The sequence below is a fragment of the Streptomyces sp. ASQP_92 genome, assembly GCF_025399895.1.
Taxonomy (GTDB): Bacteria; Actinomycetota; Actinomycetes; order Streptomycetales; family Streptomycetaceae; genus Streptomyces.
In genome coordinates, this window is record NZ_JAODUA010000008.1 from 199,460 (window position 1) to 215,291 (window position 15,832).

General features: G+C 72.2%; 17 protein-coding genes. 7 read left to right on the forward strand and 10 right to left on the reverse strand.

The features are described 5' to 3' along the window. Positions 1–21 precede the first annotated feature (21 nt). Genes N4G70_RS19545 through N4G70_RS19555 form a run of 3 tightly spaced genes read left to right on the forward strand, consistent with a single transcriptional unit; the run spans position 22 to position 3,039 of the window. Positions 22–1,299 carry a magnesium transporter MgtE N-terminal domain-containing protein gene (locus N4G70_RS19545; RefSeq protein ID WP_261713949.1) on the forward strand — a complete coding sequence of 426 codons (1,278 nt, stop codon included), beginning with the start codon at positions 22–24 and terminating at the stop codon, positions 1,297–1,299. Further along, positions 1,286–1,861, forward strand: coding sequence for a DUF1003 domain-containing protein (locus N4G70_RS19550; RefSeq protein WP_261713950.1), 576 nt, complete (start codon positions 1,286–1,288; stop codon positions 1,859–1,861). The genes N4G70_RS19545 and N4G70_RS19550 overlap by 14 nt, the downstream gene beginning before the upstream one ends. Before the next feature lie 44 nt (positions 1,862–1,905). Continuing rightward, the gene (locus N4G70_RS19555) at positions 1,906–3,039 is read left to right on the forward strand and encodes an Mrp/NBP35 family ATP-binding protein (protein ID WP_261713951.1); all 1,134 of its coding nucleotides are present in this window, start codon (positions 1,906–1,908) and stop codon (positions 3,037–3,039) included. A gap of 171 nt (positions 3,040–3,210) precedes the next feature. Here the strand turns inward: N4G70_RS19555 and N4G70_RS19560 are convergent, their stop codons facing one another. The 5 genes from N4G70_RS19560 to sigE all read right to left on the reverse strand — a co-directional run bounded on the left by N4G70_RS19560 (position 3,211) and on the right by sigE (position 8,241). Then, the gene (locus N4G70_RS19560; protein ID WP_261713952.1) at positions 3,211–3,894 is read right to left on the reverse strand and encodes a hypothetical protein; all 684 of its coding nucleotides are present in this window, start codon (positions 3,892–3,894) and stop codon (positions 3,211–3,213) included. 166 nt (positions 3,895–4,060) lie between these two features. Further along, positions 4,061–4,510, reverse strand: coding sequence for a sec-independent translocase (locus N4G70_RS19565; RefSeq protein WP_261713953.1), 450 nt, complete (start codon positions 4,508–4,510; stop codon positions 4,061–4,063). 180 nt (positions 4,511–4,690) lie between these two features. Beyond that, positions 4,691–6,412 (reverse strand): S1C family serine protease, encoded by a 1,722-nt coding sequence (locus N4G70_RS19570; protein WP_261713954.1) that lies wholly within the window; start codon positions 6,410–6,412, stop codon positions 4,691–4,693. A gap of 90 nt (positions 6,413–6,502) precedes the next feature. After that, complete coding sequence (locus N4G70_RS19575; RefSeq protein WP_261713955.1) at positions 6,503–7,468, reverse strand: anti-sigma factor; 966 nt, start codon at positions 7,466–7,468, stop codon at positions 6,503–6,505. Beyond that, the gene (gene sigE, locus N4G70_RS19580) at positions 7,465–8,241 is read right to left on the reverse strand and encodes an RNA polymerase sigma factor SigE (protein ID WP_261713956.1); all 777 of its coding nucleotides are present in this window, start codon (positions 8,239–8,241) and stop codon (positions 7,465–7,467) included. The genes N4G70_RS19575 and sigE overlap by 4 nt, the downstream gene beginning before the upstream one ends. A 173-nt stretch (positions 8,242–8,414) precedes the next feature. Between sigE and N4G70_RS19585 the strand changes: the two genes are divergently transcribed. Further along, positions 8,415–9,080, forward strand: a complete 666-nt coding sequence (locus N4G70_RS19585) for an O-methyltransferase (RefSeq protein WP_261713957.1) — start codon at positions 8,415–8,417, stop codon at positions 9,078–9,080. A 124-nt stretch (positions 9,081–9,204) separates the two neighbouring features. Here N4G70_RS19585 and N4G70_RS19590 read toward each other — a convergent pair whose 3' ends face one another. Further along, entirely contained in the window at positions 9,205–9,372 is a 168-nt protein-coding gene (locus N4G70_RS19590; protein ID WP_003966491.1) for a DUF3117 domain-containing protein, read from the reverse strand. Positions 9,373–9,692: 320 nt separating this feature from the next. On the opposite strand from N4G70_RS19590, the gene N4G70_RS19595 reads away from it, so the two are divergent. Beyond that, positions 9,693–10,493 (forward strand): enoyl-CoA hydratase/isomerase family protein, encoded by an 801-nt coding sequence (locus N4G70_RS19595; protein WP_261713958.1) that lies wholly within the window; start codon positions 9,693–9,695, stop codon positions 10,491–10,493. A gap of 27 nt (positions 10,494–10,520) precedes the next feature. Here N4G70_RS19595 and N4G70_RS19600 read toward each other — a convergent pair whose 3' ends face one another. Both N4G70_RS19600 and N4G70_RS19605 read right to left on the reverse strand, forming a co-directional pair. Next, the gene (locus tag N4G70_RS19600) at positions 10,521–11,102 is read right to left on the reverse strand and encodes a DNA-3-methyladenine glycosylase I (protein ID WP_261713959.1); all 582 of its coding nucleotides are present in this window, start codon (positions 11,100–11,102) and stop codon (positions 10,521–10,523) included. Next, on the reverse strand, positions 11,099–11,584 hold the full coding sequence (locus N4G70_RS19605) for a hypothetical protein (RefSeq protein WP_261713960.1): 486 nt from the start codon (positions 11,582–11,584) through the stop codon (positions 11,099–11,101). Before N4G70_RS19605 ends, N4G70_RS19600 begins: the two co-directional genes overlap by 4 nt. A gap of 63 nt (positions 11,585–11,647) precedes the next feature. Here N4G70_RS19605 and folP point away from each other — a divergent pair, with 63 nt between their 5' ends. Further along, a complete protein-coding gene (gene folP, locus N4G70_RS19610) occupies positions 11,648–12,532 on the forward strand; it encodes a dihydropteroate synthase (RefSeq protein WP_261713961.1) in 885 nt (294 codons plus the stop codon). Between the two features lie 4 nt (positions 12,533–12,536). On the opposite strand, the gene N4G70_RS19615 is transcribed toward folP, so the two are convergent. Both N4G70_RS19615 and dapE read right to left on the reverse strand, forming a co-directional pair. Continuing rightward, positions 12,537–13,298, reverse strand: a complete 762-nt coding sequence (locus N4G70_RS19615) for a TIGR00730 family Rossman fold protein (RefSeq protein WP_261713962.1) — start codon at positions 13,296–13,298, stop codon at positions 12,537–12,539. A 145-nt stretch (positions 13,299–13,443) separates the two neighbouring features. Next, positions 13,444–14,523: a succinyl-diaminopimelate desuccinylase gene (gene dapE, locus N4G70_RS19620; RefSeq protein ID WP_261713963.1), complete on the reverse strand. Its 1,080-nt coding sequence runs from the start codon at positions 14,521–14,523 to the stop codon at positions 13,444–13,446. A 58-nt stretch (positions 14,524–14,581) separates the two neighbouring features. On the opposite strand from dapE, the gene N4G70_RS19625 reads away from it, so the two are divergent. Beyond that, positions 14,582–15,550, forward strand: coding sequence for a hypothetical protein (locus N4G70_RS19625; protein WP_399036057.1), 969 nt, complete (start codon positions 14,582–14,584; stop codon positions 15,548–15,550). Positions 15,551–15,832: the final 282 nt, after the last annotated feature.

The window sequence follows — 15,832 nt, forward strand, 5'->3', positions numbered from 1 at the left end:
GAACAGTAAGGAGGCGCTCGTATGGCGGCAGGCGCCCCCCGGGTCTTCGTCTCGCATCTCTCCGGTGTCGCCGTCTTCGACCCCAACGGGGACCAGGTCGGCCGGGTACGCGACCTGGTGGCCATGCTCCGGGTCGGCCGCAGGCCTCCCCGGCTGCTCGGCATCGTCGTCGAAGTGGCGAGCCGCCGGCTCATCTTCCTGCCCATGACCCGGGTCACCGGGGTGGAGTCGGGCCAGGTCATCACCACCGGCGTGGTCAACCTCCGCCGCTTCGAGCAGCGCCCGACCGAGCGCCTGGTCCTCGGTGAACTCCTCGACCGCCGGGTCACCCTGGTGGAGAGCGACGAGCAGGTGACCGTCCTCGACGTGGCGATCCAGCAGCTTCCGGCCCGCCGCGACTGGGAGATCGACAAGGTCTTCGTACGCCGGGGCAAGGCGGGTGCGCTGCGGCGCAAGGGCGAGACGCTGACCGTGGAGTGGTCGGCCGTCACCGGCTTCTCCCTGGAGGAGCACGGGCAGGGCGCCGAGAACCTGGTCGCCACCTTCGAGCAGCTGCGCCCGGCCGACCTCGCCAACGTCATGCACCACCTCTCCCCCAAGCGCCGCGCCGAGGTGGCGGCCGCCCTCGACGACGACCGGCTCGCCGACGTCCTGGAGGAGCTGCCCGACGACGACCAGGTGGAGATCCTCGGCAAGCTGAAGGACGAGCGGGCCGCCGACGTCCTGGAGGCGATGGACCCGGACGACGCGGCCGACCTGCTCTCCGAGCTGCCGGAGGAGGACAAGGAGCGCCTCCTGACCCTGATGCAGCCCGACGACGCGGCCGATGTGCGCCGGCTGCTCTCCTACGAGGAGCGCACGGCGGGCGGCCTGATGACGACCGAGCCGATCGTGTTGCGCCCCGACGCCACGGTCGCCGACGCCCTGGCCCGGGTCCGCCAGCAGGACCTCTCGCCGGCGCTCGCCGCGCAGGTCTATGTGTGCCGGCCGCCGGACGAGACGCCGACCGGCAAGTACCTCGGCATGGTGCACTTCCAGCGGCTGCTGCGCGAACCGCCGTTCACGCTGGTCAGCTCGGTGGTCGACAGCGACCTGAAGCCGCTGCCGCCCAACGCCTCGCTGCCGTCGGTGACCAGCTTCCTCGCCGCGTACAACATGGTGGCCGCGCCCGTGGTGGACGAGAGCGGATCGCTGCTCGGCGCGGTGACCGTCGACGACGTACTGGACCACCTGCTGCCCGAGGACTGGCGCGAGACGGAGTTCCACGGGCCCGAGGGGGTGCCCGATGGGCGGCACTGACCGGGCCGAGGAGCGCAGCCGCGCGAGCGGGGCGAGCGCGGTGCCGCGCGGCCGCAGCCGGCTCGACCAGCCGCGCTCGGGGCGGGTGCGGCTGCTGCCGGAGTGGGACCCCGAGGCGTTCGGGCGGTTCAGCGAGCGAATCGCGCGCTTCCTCGGCACCGGGCGGTTCATCGTCTGGATGACCCTGATCATCATCCTGTGGGTCGCCTGGAACATCTTCGCGCCGAGCAGTCTGCGCTTCGACAACTACCCGTTCATCTTCCTCACGCTCGCCCTCTCCCTCCAGGCCTCGTACGCGGCCCCGCTGATCCTGCTCGCGCAAAACAGGCAGGACGACCGCGACCGGGTCACCCACGAGCAGGACCGCAAGCAGAACGAGCGGTCCATCGCCGACACGGAATACCTCACACGGGAGATCGCGGCGCTGCGGATGGGCCTCGGCGAGGTGGCCACCCGCGACTGGATCCGCTCCGAACTCCAGGACCTGGTCAAGGAGATGGAGGAGCGCAGGAACGTATTCCCGCCGGAGCGCGCTCACGGACGTGACGAAGGCGACCGCTGACAGGGCTTTCCGTACCGTGCGGTAAGCGCCGTACCATCGACCGTATGGCTACGGAAGACGCGGTGCTTGAGGCACTGGCGACGGTGAACGACCCCGAGATCCACCGACCGATCACTGAGCTCGGCATGGTCAAATCGGTAGAGATCGGTACGGACGGGGCGGTCGCTGTCACGGTGTACCTGACCGTGTCCGGCTGCCCGATGCGCGAGACCATCACGAAGAACGTGACCGAGGCCGTCGAGCGCGTCGAGGGCGTCAGCCGCGTCGACGTGACGCTCGACGTGATGAGCGACGAGCAGCGCAAGGACCTCGCGTCCGCGCTGCGCGGCGGCACCGCCGAACGCGAGGTGCCGTTCGCCCAGCCCGGCTCGCTGACCCGGGTGTACGCGGTCGCCTCCGGCAAGGGCGGCGTCGGCAAGTCCTCGGTGACGGTCAACCTGGCGGCCGCGATGGCGGCGGACGGCCTGAAGGTGGGCGTCGTGGACGCCGACATCTACGGCCACTCCGTGCCCCGCATGCTGGGCGCCGACGGCCGGCCCACCCAGGTCGAGAACATGATCATGCCGCCGTCCGCGCACGGCGTGAAGGTCATCTCCATCGGCATGTTCACGCCGGGCAACGCGCCCGTGGTGTGGCGCGGCCCGATGCTGCACCGCGCCCTCCAGCAGTTCCTCGCCGATGTGTACTGGGGCGACCTGGACGTGCTGCTGCTCGACCTGCCGCCGGGCACCGGTGACATCGCGATCTCGGTGGCCCAGTTGGTCCCGAACGCGGAGATCCTCGTCGTGACCACCCCGCAGCAGGCCGCGGCCGAGGTCGCCGAGCGGGCCGGCTCCATCGCGGTGCAGACCCACCAGAAGATCGTCGGCGTCGTCGAGAACATGGCGGGCCTGCCCTGTCCGCACTGCGACGAGATGGTCGACGTGTTCGGCACCGGCGGCGGTCAGAAGGTCGCCGACGGCCTCACCAAGACGACCGGCGCCACGGTGCCGGTGCTCGGCTCCATCCCGATCGACGTCCGCCTGCGCGAGGGCGGCGACGACGGCCGCCCCGTCGTCCTGTCCCACCCGGACTCGCCCGCCGGAGCCGCCCTGCGCTCCATCGCGGGCAAGCTGGGCGGCCGCGCCCGCGGTCTGTCGGGCATGTCGCTGGGGATCACCCCGCGCAACAAGTTCTAGCCCGCGCGGCCCGTTCCGGTCCGCGCGACTGCCGTACGCGGCACACGGTAAGGGGCGCCTCGCTACTGCGGGCGCCCCTTACGCATGCCGTGCGGGCCCTGTACATGTGCCGCGCGGGCCCTGTACGCGTGCTGTGCGAGCGCCCCACGAGACGCGGTGGCCGCACCGCGCTCACTCGTACGAGGCGATGTCCTTGACCACCGAGAAGCCGAGCCCGTAAGCGCTCAGGCCGCGCCCGTAAGCCCCCAGGTGCACGCCGTTCTGTGCCGAACCCGCCAGGACCCAGCCGAACTCGGACTCGCGGTAGTGGAAGTCGGTGGGCTCACCGTCGACGGGCAGCGAGAGCGTGGACCAGTCGGAGCCGTCGAGGTCGTCGGCGAGCTCCCAGGCCGTCTCGGTCTGCTGGTCCAGCCAGTCACCGCGCAGCACGTGGTCCATCTGCGCGGGCCAGGTGAAGGACAGAAGCCCCGAACCCGCGAGCCAGGCCGCCGAGGAGACCGAGGTGGCCTCCAGGACGCCCGTGCCGTCGCCGCTGCGGCGGACCGGGTTCGCGGGGATGCTCACGACCACCGCGAACCGCTCCCGGTCGGCCGTGGCGCCGGCCGCCTCGGGCCGTATCGACGGCTCGTCGCCGTGCCCGATCGAACCGTGCTGGACCGTGCCGTCGGCGGCGAGCGCCACCTGCATCAGCCAGCGCGGCCCGGTGAACGCCTCGTCGAGGCCGTACCAGGGGAAGGGTGCGCGCAGAAAGCCGTCGACCGTTCGCCGGGCCGCCGGCACTCCCTCCGGTGTGGCCTTGGCACCCTCGGGCACCCCTTGGGGGGACTGCCCCGTTACCCGGCTTGTCGTCTCCATCTGCCCGGCCGCCTCCTAGATCAGTAGCGTCCGGAGCGGCCCGCCCCCCTCGGGCGTCCTGGCTGCCGGACAGATGGAGGATAGCCACCTCGGCGCGGCTCGCCGGAAAAGCCCATGTGGGATTGGCGTGTACCGGGTCGCGACCGGGGGCGCGAAAGGGGCGCGGTCAGGTGGCGTCGGCGTCGAAGGGCGGACGCTCGCCGGGGTCCAGCTTCTCGCGCTTCTTCAGCAGGTCGGGCGTGCCCGAAGCGCTGCCGGAACCGTTGGCCGCGGTGGTCGCGGGGGCGGTTTCGCGGCCGTGCACGGCGTCCGCGACCTCCTCCATGTCCTTGCGCAGGTCGAAGCTGTTGCGGATCTCCTTCAGGCCCAGGTCGTCGTTGTCCATCAACTGCTTGCGGACGAACGTCTTGGGGTTGAGATCCTCGAACTCGAAGTCCTTGAACTCGGGGCCGAGCTCGGCCCGGATGTCCTGCTTGGCGCTCTCGGAGAAGCTGCGCACCTTGCGGATGATGTTCGACACGTCCTGGATCAGCTTGGGCAGCTTGTCCGGGCCGAAGATGAGCACGGCGAGGACCACGAGTGTGCCCAGTTCCATGGGCCCGATGTCGTTGAACACCCGCTGCTCCTCGTGTTCTCACTGCTCGCGATCACGGCGCCCGGCACTCGGCCCCGCGTCCGGTCATGGACCGTTCCACGGTACCCGGCGAATCTGTCGCCGCGGTACCCGCGGGGTGACCTTTGGGCATCGGCAGGGGCTCGTGGGACGCCGGGCCCGCGCAGGCCCGGCGCCGCCGTGTCAGGACGAGGAGCCCAGCGTCAGCGTGAGCTCCTGCTCCTTGCCGTCCCGCAGGAGGGTCAGCCTGAGCCGGTCGCCGGGGCGGTGCGCGCGGATCTTGACTATCAACTCCTCGCCGCCGTGCACCCGCTGGCCGTCCACCTTGGTGATCACGTCCTGCGGCTTGATGCCCGCCTTGGCCCCGGGGCCGTCGGCGACGACGGACGCCTTGCCGTCGGTGGCCTGCTCGGCGACGCGGGCGCCGTCGCCGGTGAACTTCATGTCGAGGGTGACACCGATCACGGGGTGGGTGGCCTTCCCGGTGTTGATCAGCTCCTCGGCGACCCGCTTGGCCTGGTTGATCGGTATGGCGAAACCGAGCCCGATCGAGCCGGCCTGGCCGCCGCCCCCCTCCGAACCGCCGTTGCCCGCCGACCTGATCGCGCTGTTGATGCCGATGACGCGCGCCTTGGAGTCGACAAGGGGGCCGCCGGAGTTGCCCGGGTTTATGGGGGCGTCGGTCTGGAGGGCGTCGACGTAGCTGACATCGGTGCCGTCACCGCTCTCGCCGCCCGCCGTGATCGGACGCTCCTTGGCGCTGATGATGCCCGACGTCACGGTGTTGGAGAGGTCGAAGGGGGCGCCGATGGCCACCACCGGATCACCGACGAGCACGTTGTCGGAATTGCCCAGCGGCAGCGGCTTCATCCCCGATACGCCCGTGACCTTGACGACCGCGAGGTCGTACCCGGCATCGCGGCCGACCACCTCGGCGGGCACGCTCTCCCCGCCGCTGAAGGTCACCGAGATCTTGCCGGATCCCCCGGCGGACTTCACGACGTGGTTGTTGGTCAGGAGGTGCCCCGCGTTGTCGAGGACAAAGCCGGTTCCGGTGCCGGACTCGCCGGAGCCGGTGACATGGATGGTGACCACGCTCGGCAGCGCGCTCGCGGCGATCCCGGCGACGCTGTCGGGCGCCCGGCCCTGCGCCTCTTTGCCGGACTGCGGCAGCTTGACGGAGGTGATCCCGCCGTTGCGCTCCACATAGGCGCCCACGCCGCCACCGATGCCTCCGGCGACCAGAGCGAGCAGCACACCCCCCACGAGCAACGTCCCCCGCCGCCCCTTCCCGCCCCCGGGCCGCCCCTCCCGGCTGAACGGCTCCCTGGGCGCGCCCGGGGAGCCCGGCGCGGCCCAGGGGTCGTACTGGAGCCACTGCGTGACAGGCGCGGGTGGCGTCACGGGGGCGGTGTACGGGGCCTGAGGCGCGGGGTTCCGAGGCTCGGCGTATGGGGCCTGAGGCGTGGCGGCCTGCGGCGCGGCGTACGGGGGCTGCTGCGGAAGCGCGGTTCCGGCGGGCGGCGTCGGTACCGGCCGCTGCACGGGCGGCGCGGGCGCCCACGGCCCGGGCCCGCCGTAGGGAGGCGTGCCATAGGGGTCGGGCGCGTGCCGGGGCCGCAGGGGGACGGGCTCCCCCGCGGGCTCCGCCACGGGCTCACCGCCGGGCTCCCCGACCGGCTCGGCGGGGAGGTCCTGCGGCGGGCCGGGGGTGGGGGCGGGCCCGGGCTGAACGGAGGCGGCCTGCTCCGCGGGGGTCCCCGTGGGCTCGCCCGCCTCGGACTCCGGAGCCGTCGGCGGGGCCAAGTCGTAGGCTTCGGGCGCCGGTTCGGCGGGGCGGGGGCGGGCTGTCTGCGGACGGCTCCACCACTTCGGCTTCGGCCCGGTGGGCGTCTGCTCGTTCATGCTCTCCCCGCAACTGGCTTTCCTGCGTGCTCCGACGAGCACCCCTCCCCGGGATTCAACCAGGTCGCCCGGGGCAACGGCAGGGCGCGGTCAGCGCCGGGCGGCCAAGGGGAGGCCGGGGGCGATCGGAGCCGCCGGATGGTGCGGCGCCGCCGGAGACACGGAGGGCGCGGCGGCGAGCGGACCGGTCATCAGGTCCGTCGTGGTCAGCGGCAGCGTGGCCACGGCCGGCCGTATCAGCGGGGGCAGCGACGAGCCGTCCAGGCGGGCCGCGGGGAACGCGCCGCCCAGCGGCCGGACGGGGCCGTTCTGCGCGGGCATGCCGTTCAGGGTGCGTATGCCCGGCACCACGGGCGCCGTGGGCTGCGCGGCCATCGTCGGGAGGAACCCGGCCGCGACGCCGCCGCGCCGGCGGTCCTCGGCCGAACTGCCGCTCGGAGACGGGCTGTTGGACCGCAGCGGCACGACATTGGTGCCCCCGCCCGCGGCCCGGGCCCCGGATGCCGAGCCCAGCGGGAGGGTGCCGCCGAGCGCGATGGCCGCCAGGGACACGGCACTCGCCGCGGCGAACGCGAATCTTCGGCCGCGCCATGCCGAGCCCGGGCGGTCCTGCTCCGGCCTGGCGACCTCGTGTATGCGAAAACCACTGCCCGGCCCTTCGGGCACGACGGGCGCGTGGGAGCCGGCCGGGACATAGCCGAAACCACCCGGGCCGGGACCGCCCGCGGCATGGCCGAGCACCCCGAACCCTCCGAAGTACCCCTCGGCCCGGCCCCCGTCGAAGGGATCCGAGCCGTCGTCACCCTCGGGGCGGGTGGGCCCGCCGGGCAGGCCCTGGAGCCGGGCGAGGAAGCCTTCCGAGGGCGGCGGGGGCGCCGCCCGGGCGAAGACGTCCTTCAGGCTGCGCTGGGCGTCGGCCTCCGCCTTGCACTTGGCGCAGGTCGCCAGGTGGGACAGGACCCGTTCGCGGGCGTCGTGGTTCAGCTCGCCGTCGACCAGCGCCGCGAGCCGGTCCCCGAGATGCTGCTCCGCCGGGGTGGGACTCGTGCCACTCACGCCATCCCCTCTCCGGCCACCCCGACAGCTCCCGGCGCCACCCCGGCCAGCGCACGCTGCTGCTCGGCGCGGGCTTCGGGCGAACGGTGCTGGAGGGCCTTGCGCAACTGGGAACGGCCGCGGTGGATCCGGCTGCGGACGGTGCCGAGCTTCACTCCGAGGGTGGCCGCGATCTCCTCGTAGGAGAGGCCCTCGATGTCACAGAGGACGACCGCCGCCCGGAACTCGGGCGCCAACGTGTCCAGCGCCTGCTGGACGTCGGCGTCGAAGTGGGCGTCGTTGAAGGCCTGTTGGGGGTTGGGCTCGCGGCTGGGCAGCCGCTCCGCCGCGTCGTCGCCGAGCGCGTCGAAGCGGATGCGCTGACGGCGGCGGACCATGTCCAGGAAGAGGTTGGTGGTGATGCGGTGCAGCCAGCCCTCGAAGGTGCCCGGCGTGTACGTCGACAGGGAGCGGAAGACGCGGACGAAGACCTCCTGGGTGAGGTCCTCCGCATCGTGCTGATTACCCGTCAGACGGTAGGCGAGGCGATAGACCCGACCGCTGTGCGTGCTGACGATCTCCTCCCACGTAGGGGGAGTCCACGCCTGGGAATCCGCGTCGGCGAAGGTCGCGGTAGTTGCGGAGCTGGTAGCGCGGGAACGGTCAGCAATGTTGGTCACGGATTTCGGCTCACCCGCCGACCTGAGAAAGCGCCGCAGCACTCCTCCCCGATCCACAGGCGCAGCCGCACCTCCCCTGTCGGCTCTGGTGGTGTCCAGTGGAGCCCCTACCATAGCCACCTCGCCCGTTAGCTCCGGATAAGAATCTTTACGTGCATTTGGGACCGGCTTGCCGCCTGACCACCCGAACTCGTCCATACGCCCCCCGCGTTCCCCTCTCCTCCCCCTCTCTTCCACAACGCGCGGTCCCATCTGCGGGTTCCCGACTCCAGCGGATACAGTCACCGTTGCGCCAACCAAGGGGACAGGAGAGGGCCATTACCGCCAACCGGCAGACGAGCTGGGCGTTCGCCGACGCCTTTGTCGCCGAGGACGACGCGCTGCGCTGGGCCCGTGACCGGGCCCGGGAGGCAGGCCTGCGTTCGGTGTCCCCGGGGACGGGTGCCGCGCTGCGGCTGCTCGCCGCCACGGCGGACGCCAAGGCGGTCGCGGAGATCGGCACCGGCACCGGCGTCTCCGGCATCTACCTGCTGCAAGGGCTGCGCCCCGACGGCGTGCTGACCACCGTCGACCCGGAGCCGGACCGCCAGCAGTTCGCCAAGCAGGCCTTCCGCGCCGCCGGATTCGCCGCCAACCGGGCCCGGTTCATCCCGGGGCGCGCCCTGGACGTGCTGCCCCGGCTCGCGGACGGCGGATACGACCTGGTGTTCTGCGACGGCGACCGCCTGGAGTCGCTCGATGTGCTCGCTGAATCGTTGCGCCTGTTGCGCCCCGGCGGAATCGTCTGCTTCGAGGGCGTCTTCGCGGACGGCCGCACCGTGGATTCGGCGGCCCAGCCGGCCGAGGTGCTGCGGCTGCGCGAACTGCTGCGCGCGGTGCGCGAGAGCCCGGAGCTGGTCGCCTCGCTGCTGCCGGTCGGCGACGGACTGCTCTGCGCGGTACGCCGCGGCTGAGCCGCCGCGCGCGCTGCCCCGGCCCGATCCGCGCCGCCCGGAAACACGACACCGCCCCGCTCCGGCATGCGCTGTCGTGCATGCCGGACCGGGGCGGTGAAGAGTCTGGGTCGTACCCGCTAACTCAGCCGACGACCTTCTTGAGGGCATCGCCGAGGGCATCGGCCTCGTCCGGAGTCAGCTCGACGACAAGCCGACCGCCGCCTTCGAGCGGAACGCGCATGACAATGCCCCGCCCCTCCTTGGTCACCTCGAGCGGGCCGTCGCCCGTCCGCGGCTTCATGGCCGCCATGCTCGTTCCCCTTCCTGAAACCAGCTCATCGTCAGCCGACGGCCCCCGGGATTGGGCACGCGTCACGGCATCGAACACATTGCTTCCAGGTCATTATCCCGCATGGCAGGACCCGATGACCAACATCGGTCCGCATCGCTTGGGCAACGCGCTCTATCAAAACCACTCAATTCGGCGATCCGCCTGCGATACTTCGCCGCCGCCGGTCGGCTCCGGCGTCCCGATTGTTTGACGCAGGTCACATGCCCACCGCTCGTGATCTCCGCCATGCTGAGCGGATACGAGGACCGAGAAGCATCCGCGACGGAGGGGACCCCACCATGGCCGACACCGTGCTGTACGAGGTGAGCGACGGGCTCGCGACGATCACGATCAACCGGCCCGAGGCCATGAACGCCATGAACACGGAGGCGAAGGTCGCGCTCCGCGAGGCCGTACGGTCCGCCGCGGCGGACCCCGCGGTGCGGGCCGTGCTGCTGACCGCGACCGGGCGGGCGTTCTGCGTCGGACAGGACCTGAAGGAGCACGTCGCCACGCTGACGGCGGACCGCGAGGCCGGCACCGGGCAGACCATGAGCACGGTGCGCGAGCACTACAACCCGATCCTGACCGCGCTCACCGAGATGCCCAAGCCCGTGGTGGCCGGCGTCAACGGGGTGGCGGCGGGCGCCGGTCTCGGGTTCGCGCTGGCCGCCGACTACCGGGTCGTCGCGGACACGGCGGCGTTCAACACCTCGTTCGCGGGGGTGGCCCTGACGGCCGACTCGGGCGTCTCCTGGACCCTGCCGCGCCTGATCGGCCAGTCCCGCGCGGCCGATCTGCTGCTGTTCCCGCGCTCGGTCTCCGCGGCCGAGGCGTACGAGATCGGCCTGGTCAACAAGGTCGTACCGGCCGACGAACTGCCCGCCGCGGCCCTCGCGGTGGCCCGGACGCTGGCCGACGGCCCGACCGTGGCGTACGGCGCGCTGAAGGCGTCCCTGGCCTATGGCGCGGGGCACACCCTGGCCGAGGCGCTGGAGAAGGAGGACGAGCTCCAGGCGAAGGCCGGTGCCTCCGAGGACCACGCCATCGCGGTGGCCGCGTTCCTCGCCAAGGAGAAGCCGAAGTACGTCGGCCGCTGAGCGGGCGGCCGAGGGGTGGGGCGGTGCTCAGGCGCCGCCCCGTGCCACACAGTCCACGAGGTGGTCGTCGACCAGGCCGCAGGCCTGCATCAGGGCGTACGCCGTCGTCGGGCCGATGAAGCGCAGACCGCGCTTCTTCAGGGCCTTGGACAGGGCCGTCGACTCGTCCGTGACGGCCGGGACGTCGGAGAGGGTGCGGGGGGCCGGACGGGTGGCCGCGTCCGGCGCGTACGACCAGATGAGGGCGTCGAGCTCGCCGGGGGTCCAGGTGGCAAGGGCCTGGGCGTTGGCGACCGTCGCCTCGATCTTGAGGCGGTTGCGGATGATGCCCGTGTCGCCGAGCAGGCGCTCCTTGTCGGCGTCGGTGAACTCGGCGACCGCCGCGATCTTGAAGTCGGCGAACGCCCGCCGGAAGCCCTCCCGGCGGCGCAGAATCGTGATCCAGGAGAGACCTGACTGGAACGCCTCCAGGCAGAGCCGCTCGTACAGCGCGTCGTCGCCGTGCACCGGGCGGCCCCACTCGGTGTCGTGGTACGCCACGTAGTCCTCGGTGGACAGGCCCCAGGGGCAGCGCGGCCGGCCGTCGGGGCCGGGGATCGCCCCGCTCATCGCCGGGGCTCCTCGTCGGACGGCGACTCGGCCGGGATCCGGGCCGGTGCCTGGTCGCGGTCGGCGGAGGAAGCCGGGGCGGAGGAAGCCGGGGCGGACGAGGTCGGCGCGGACGGCGGCGCCGGGTGGCCGCCTCCGGACGGGCTCGCGGCGCTCTGGAGCTCGGCGATCCGTGCGTCCCGCTCGGCGAGCTCGGCGCCCAGCCTGCTCAGCACGTCGTCGACGTCCGCCATCCGGTAGCCGCGCAGCACCACCGGGATGCGCAGGGCCTCCACGTCGGCCCTGGCCACGGGGCGGTTCTCGGGCAGCGGGTCCACCAGGTGTTCCGGCTCGGCGTCCGGCAGCACCGCGGCGTCGTCACCGCCGCCGCCCACCACGGCCAGGGTCACGGCGGTGACCACGACGACCATCGCGATCAGCAAGAACCAGAACACGTGCGAGCCTCTTCCGACGCCGGAATCTGTCGGGTCCGATCGTGCCATGCGGCACTGACAGTTAGGGTCGCAGGCGGACAACGGCCGGACCACAGCAAAGGACAACAGGGGATGCACAGCGGAACGGACCGCGGCACGCTGCGGCTTGGCCGACGCGAATTCACCGCGTACGAACCGGTGATCATGGCCATCGTCAACCGGACCCCCGACTCCTTCTACGACCAGGGCGCCACCTTCCACGACGAGCCGGCGCTCGCCCGCGTCGAGCAGGCGGTGGCCGAGGGCGCGGCCATCATCGACATCGGCGGGGTGAAGGCGGGCCCCGGCGAGGAGGTCACCGCCGAGGAGGAGGCCCGGCGCACGGTCGGCTTCGTGGCCGAGGTGCGCAAGCGGTTCCCCGACGTCGTCATCAGCGTGGACACCTGGCGGCACGACGTGGGCGCGGCGGTCTGCGAGGCCGGGGCGGACGTCCTCAACGACGCCTGGGGCGGCGTCGATCCGAGGCTGGCCGAGGTCGCGGCGCGCTACGGGGCCGGTCTGGTCTGCACCCACGCGGGCGGTGTGGAGCCGCGCACCCGGCCGCACCGGATCGCGTACGACGACGTCATGGCGGACATCCTGCGGGTCACCGTGGGCCTCGCGGAGCGGGCCGTGGCGCTGGGGGTGCGGCCGGACGGGATCATGATCGACCCCGGCCACGACTTCGGGAAGAACACCCGGCACAGCCTGGAGGCGACGCGGCGCCTGGAGGAGATGACCGACACGGGATGGCCGGTCCTGGTCTCGCTGTCCAACAAGGACTTCGTCGGCGAGACGCTGGACCGGCCGGTGAAGGAACGGGTGATCGGGACGCTGGCGACGACGGCGGTGTCGGCGTGGCTGGGCGCCCGTGTCTACCGCGTCCACGAGGTGGCGGAGACCCGCCAGGTCCTGGACATGGTGGCCTCCATCGCGGGCCACCGCGCCCCGGCGGTGGCCCGCCGGGGGCTCGCCTAGGCGCCTACCGCCCGGCCTCCTTGGTGACCAGCGCGATCGCCTCGTCCACGTCGTCGGTGACGTGGAAGAGCAGGAGGTCCTTCTCGGAGGCCTTGCCCTGGGCGATCACCGTGTCGCGCAGCCAGTCCACGAGGCCGCCCCAGTACGCGGTGCCGAACAGCACGATCGGGAAGCGGGTGACCTTGCCGGTCTGCACCAGGGTGAGCGCCTCGAACAGCTCGTCCAGGGTGCCGAGTCCGCCCGGGAGTACCACGAAGCCCTGGGCGTACTTGACGAACATGGTCTTGCGCACGAAGAAGTAACGGAAGTTGATCCCGATGTCGACGTGCGGGTTGAGCCCCTGCTCGAAGGGGAGCTCGATGCCGAGGCCCACGGAGACGCCGTTGCCCTCGCGCGCGCCCCTGTTCGCGGCCTCCATCGCGCCGGGGCCGCCTCCGGTGATCACCGCGAAGCCCGCGTCGACCAGTGCCCGGCCGATCCGGACGCCCGCCTCGTACTCGGGCGAGCCGGCCGGGGTGCGGGCCGAGCCGAACACGCTGATGGCGCTGGGCAGTTCGGCCAGTGCGCCGAAGCCCTCGACGAACTCGGACTGGATGCGCATGACCCGCCAGGGGTCGGTGTGCACCCACTGCGAGTCGCCCTCCGTGTCCAGCAGACGCTGGTCGGTGGTGCCGGCCTGGACCTGGTCGCGGCGGCGCAGCACCGGTCCGAGCCGCTGTTCCAGCCGCTGCTCCGCCGGAAACGGGTTTCCCTCGGGGTTGGCCATACCGTGCTCCCTCCGCTGACGATGTTGCGCGTGCTCAGCCAGGGTAGGTCGGTGTAGATGACGAATGGCGGAATTCCGGCGGGCCACACCGCTACCGGTGCCTTGAGCGCGGGGACGGCCCGCGCGCGCGGGCCGTCTTGGGGCCTCAGCCGGTGAGCCATGCCCGCAGCCGCCGCTCGCACTGGGTGATCCGCTCGACCAGGACGTGCTCGTCGCGCTTGTGGGCCAGGAGCGCGTCGCCGGGCCCGTAGTTGACGGCCGGGATGCCGAGGTCGCCGAAGCGCGAGACGTCGGTCCAGCCGAACTTGGGCCGCGCGGTGCCGCCGACGGCGGCCATGAACGCCGCCGCGGCCGGGTGCGAGAGGCCGGGCAGCGCGGCCCCCGAGTGGTCGTCGACGACGAACTCGGCGATGTCGCAGTCCGCGAAGACCTCGCGGACGTGGTCGAGGGCCTGCTCGCCGGTGAGGTCGGGCGCGTAGCGGTAGTTGACGACGACCGTGCAGGCGTCGGGGATCACATTGCCCGCGACGCCCCCTTCGATGCGTACCGCGTTGAGGCCCTCGTGGTACTCCAGGCCGTCGATCACCGGGCGGCGCGGCTCGTAGGAGGCGAGCCTGGCGAGGATGGGGGCGGCCGTGTGGATGGCGTTGGAGCCCATCCAGCTGCGGGCGGAGTGGGCACGCTCGCCGCTGGTCCTCAGCAGGACCCGCAGGGTCCCCTGGCAGCCGCCCTCGACCTCGGTGTCGGAGGGTTCGAGGAGCACCGCGAAGTCGCCCGCCAGCCAGTCCGGGTGGGCCTCGGCGATCTTGCCGAGGCCGTTGAGGTGGGCCGCGACCTCCTCGTTGTCGTAGAACACGAAGGTCAGGTTCCGGTTGGGCTCGGTCACGGTCTGCGCGATGCGCAACTGCACCGCCACGCCCGACTTCATGTCGCTCGTCCCACAGCCCCACAGCACGCCGTCCTCGTCCAGGCGGGAGGGCACGTTGTCGGCGATCGGCACCGTGTCGATGTGCCCGGCCAGGATGATCCGCTCGGCCCGGTCCAGATGGGTGCGCGCCACGATGTTGTTGCCGTACCGGTCGACGGTGAGGTGCGCCAGCTTGCGCAGTTCGCGCTCGATGGCGTCCGCCAGCGGCTTCTCGTCGCCGCTCACGGAGGCGAAGTCGACGAGCCGGGCGGTCAGCGTGGGCGCGTCCGCGGTGAGATCCAGGGTGCTTGGGGCCATGCGTCCGACCCTAACTCCACCACCGGGGGTCCCTTCGCGCTCCAGTACGGTGGGCACCGTGTCCGAGCCCACCACCCTCCCGCGCCCCTCCCGACGCGGCCGCCTCCTGCGTATCGGGGCGGCCCTGGCCGTGCTGCTCGCGCTCGCCGGTTATCTGGTGGTGCAGTACGTGAGCGGGGGCCCGGGCGCTCCGCGGTGCGTGGCGGGGTCGGACAGCGGCGACGGCGCGACCTTCGGCATGAGCCCCGAGCAGGCCGAGAACGCGGCGACGATCACGGCCGTCGGCCTCGCGCACAAGATGCCGGAGCGGGCCGTGACGATCGCGCTCGCCACCGCCCTCCAGGAGTCGGGCCTGCGCAATCTGGACCACGGCGACCGGGACTCGCTGGGCCTGTTCCAGCAGCGGCCCTCGATGGGCTGGGGCAGCGCGGAGCAGATCATGGATCCGGTGTACTCGGCGGGGAAGTTCTACCAGCATCTGGCCGAAGTGCCCGACTACTCGACGCTTCCGCTGACGGTGGCCGCGCAGCGGGTGCAGCGCAGCGGCTTCCCCGAGGCGTACGCGAAGCACGAGCCGGACGCCACGGTGCTGATGAACGCGCTGACCGGCCGCGAGTCCGCGTCGCTGACCTGCACGGTGGCCAAGAACGCGCAGCCGGGCGACCCCGCGCGGGTGCGCGACGGCCTGACGCGGGCCTTCGGCCAGGGCGTGGTGCCCGCCGAGCGGACGAGCGGCGCGGACCGTGACGTGGTGGTGCCGGTACGGGGCACCGAGGGCACGGCCGCCCCGGGCGCCGGGCGGGAGCAGCGCGGCTGGGCCCTGGCGCACTGGGCGGTGGCCCATGCCGCGGCCCTGCACATCGCGCGGGTCGAGTACGCGGGCCGCGTCTGGAGCGCGGAGGACTCGGCGAAGGGCTGGACGGCCGGGTCCGCCTCGGCGTCGGGCACGGCCTCGCCCGGGCCGGAGGGCGCTGCGGGGGCCTCGGGCGCCGGTGCCCAGGAGGTCCGGATCACCGTGGCGTCCTAGATCTCCCGGTCGCACAACCGGCCATCCGTTCGGCCGGGCACTCGACCGAGGTAGGGCCGCGACCCCGGTTCCAGGTTTCGCACCCCCGTCCGGACGCCGGTCCGACGAATCGTCAATTCCCTTGAAGGCAAAGGGATCTGACGTTGCGTCAGGCTGACGCTCAAAGATTCATTTGCCCGTTTTTATCCAGAGTAGATAATGCGACGCATTACGAACTCTTTACCGGGGCCCACCGCAACCTCTCCTCCCCTCAGGGCGGTTGTCACTGCGTCCGAACACCGG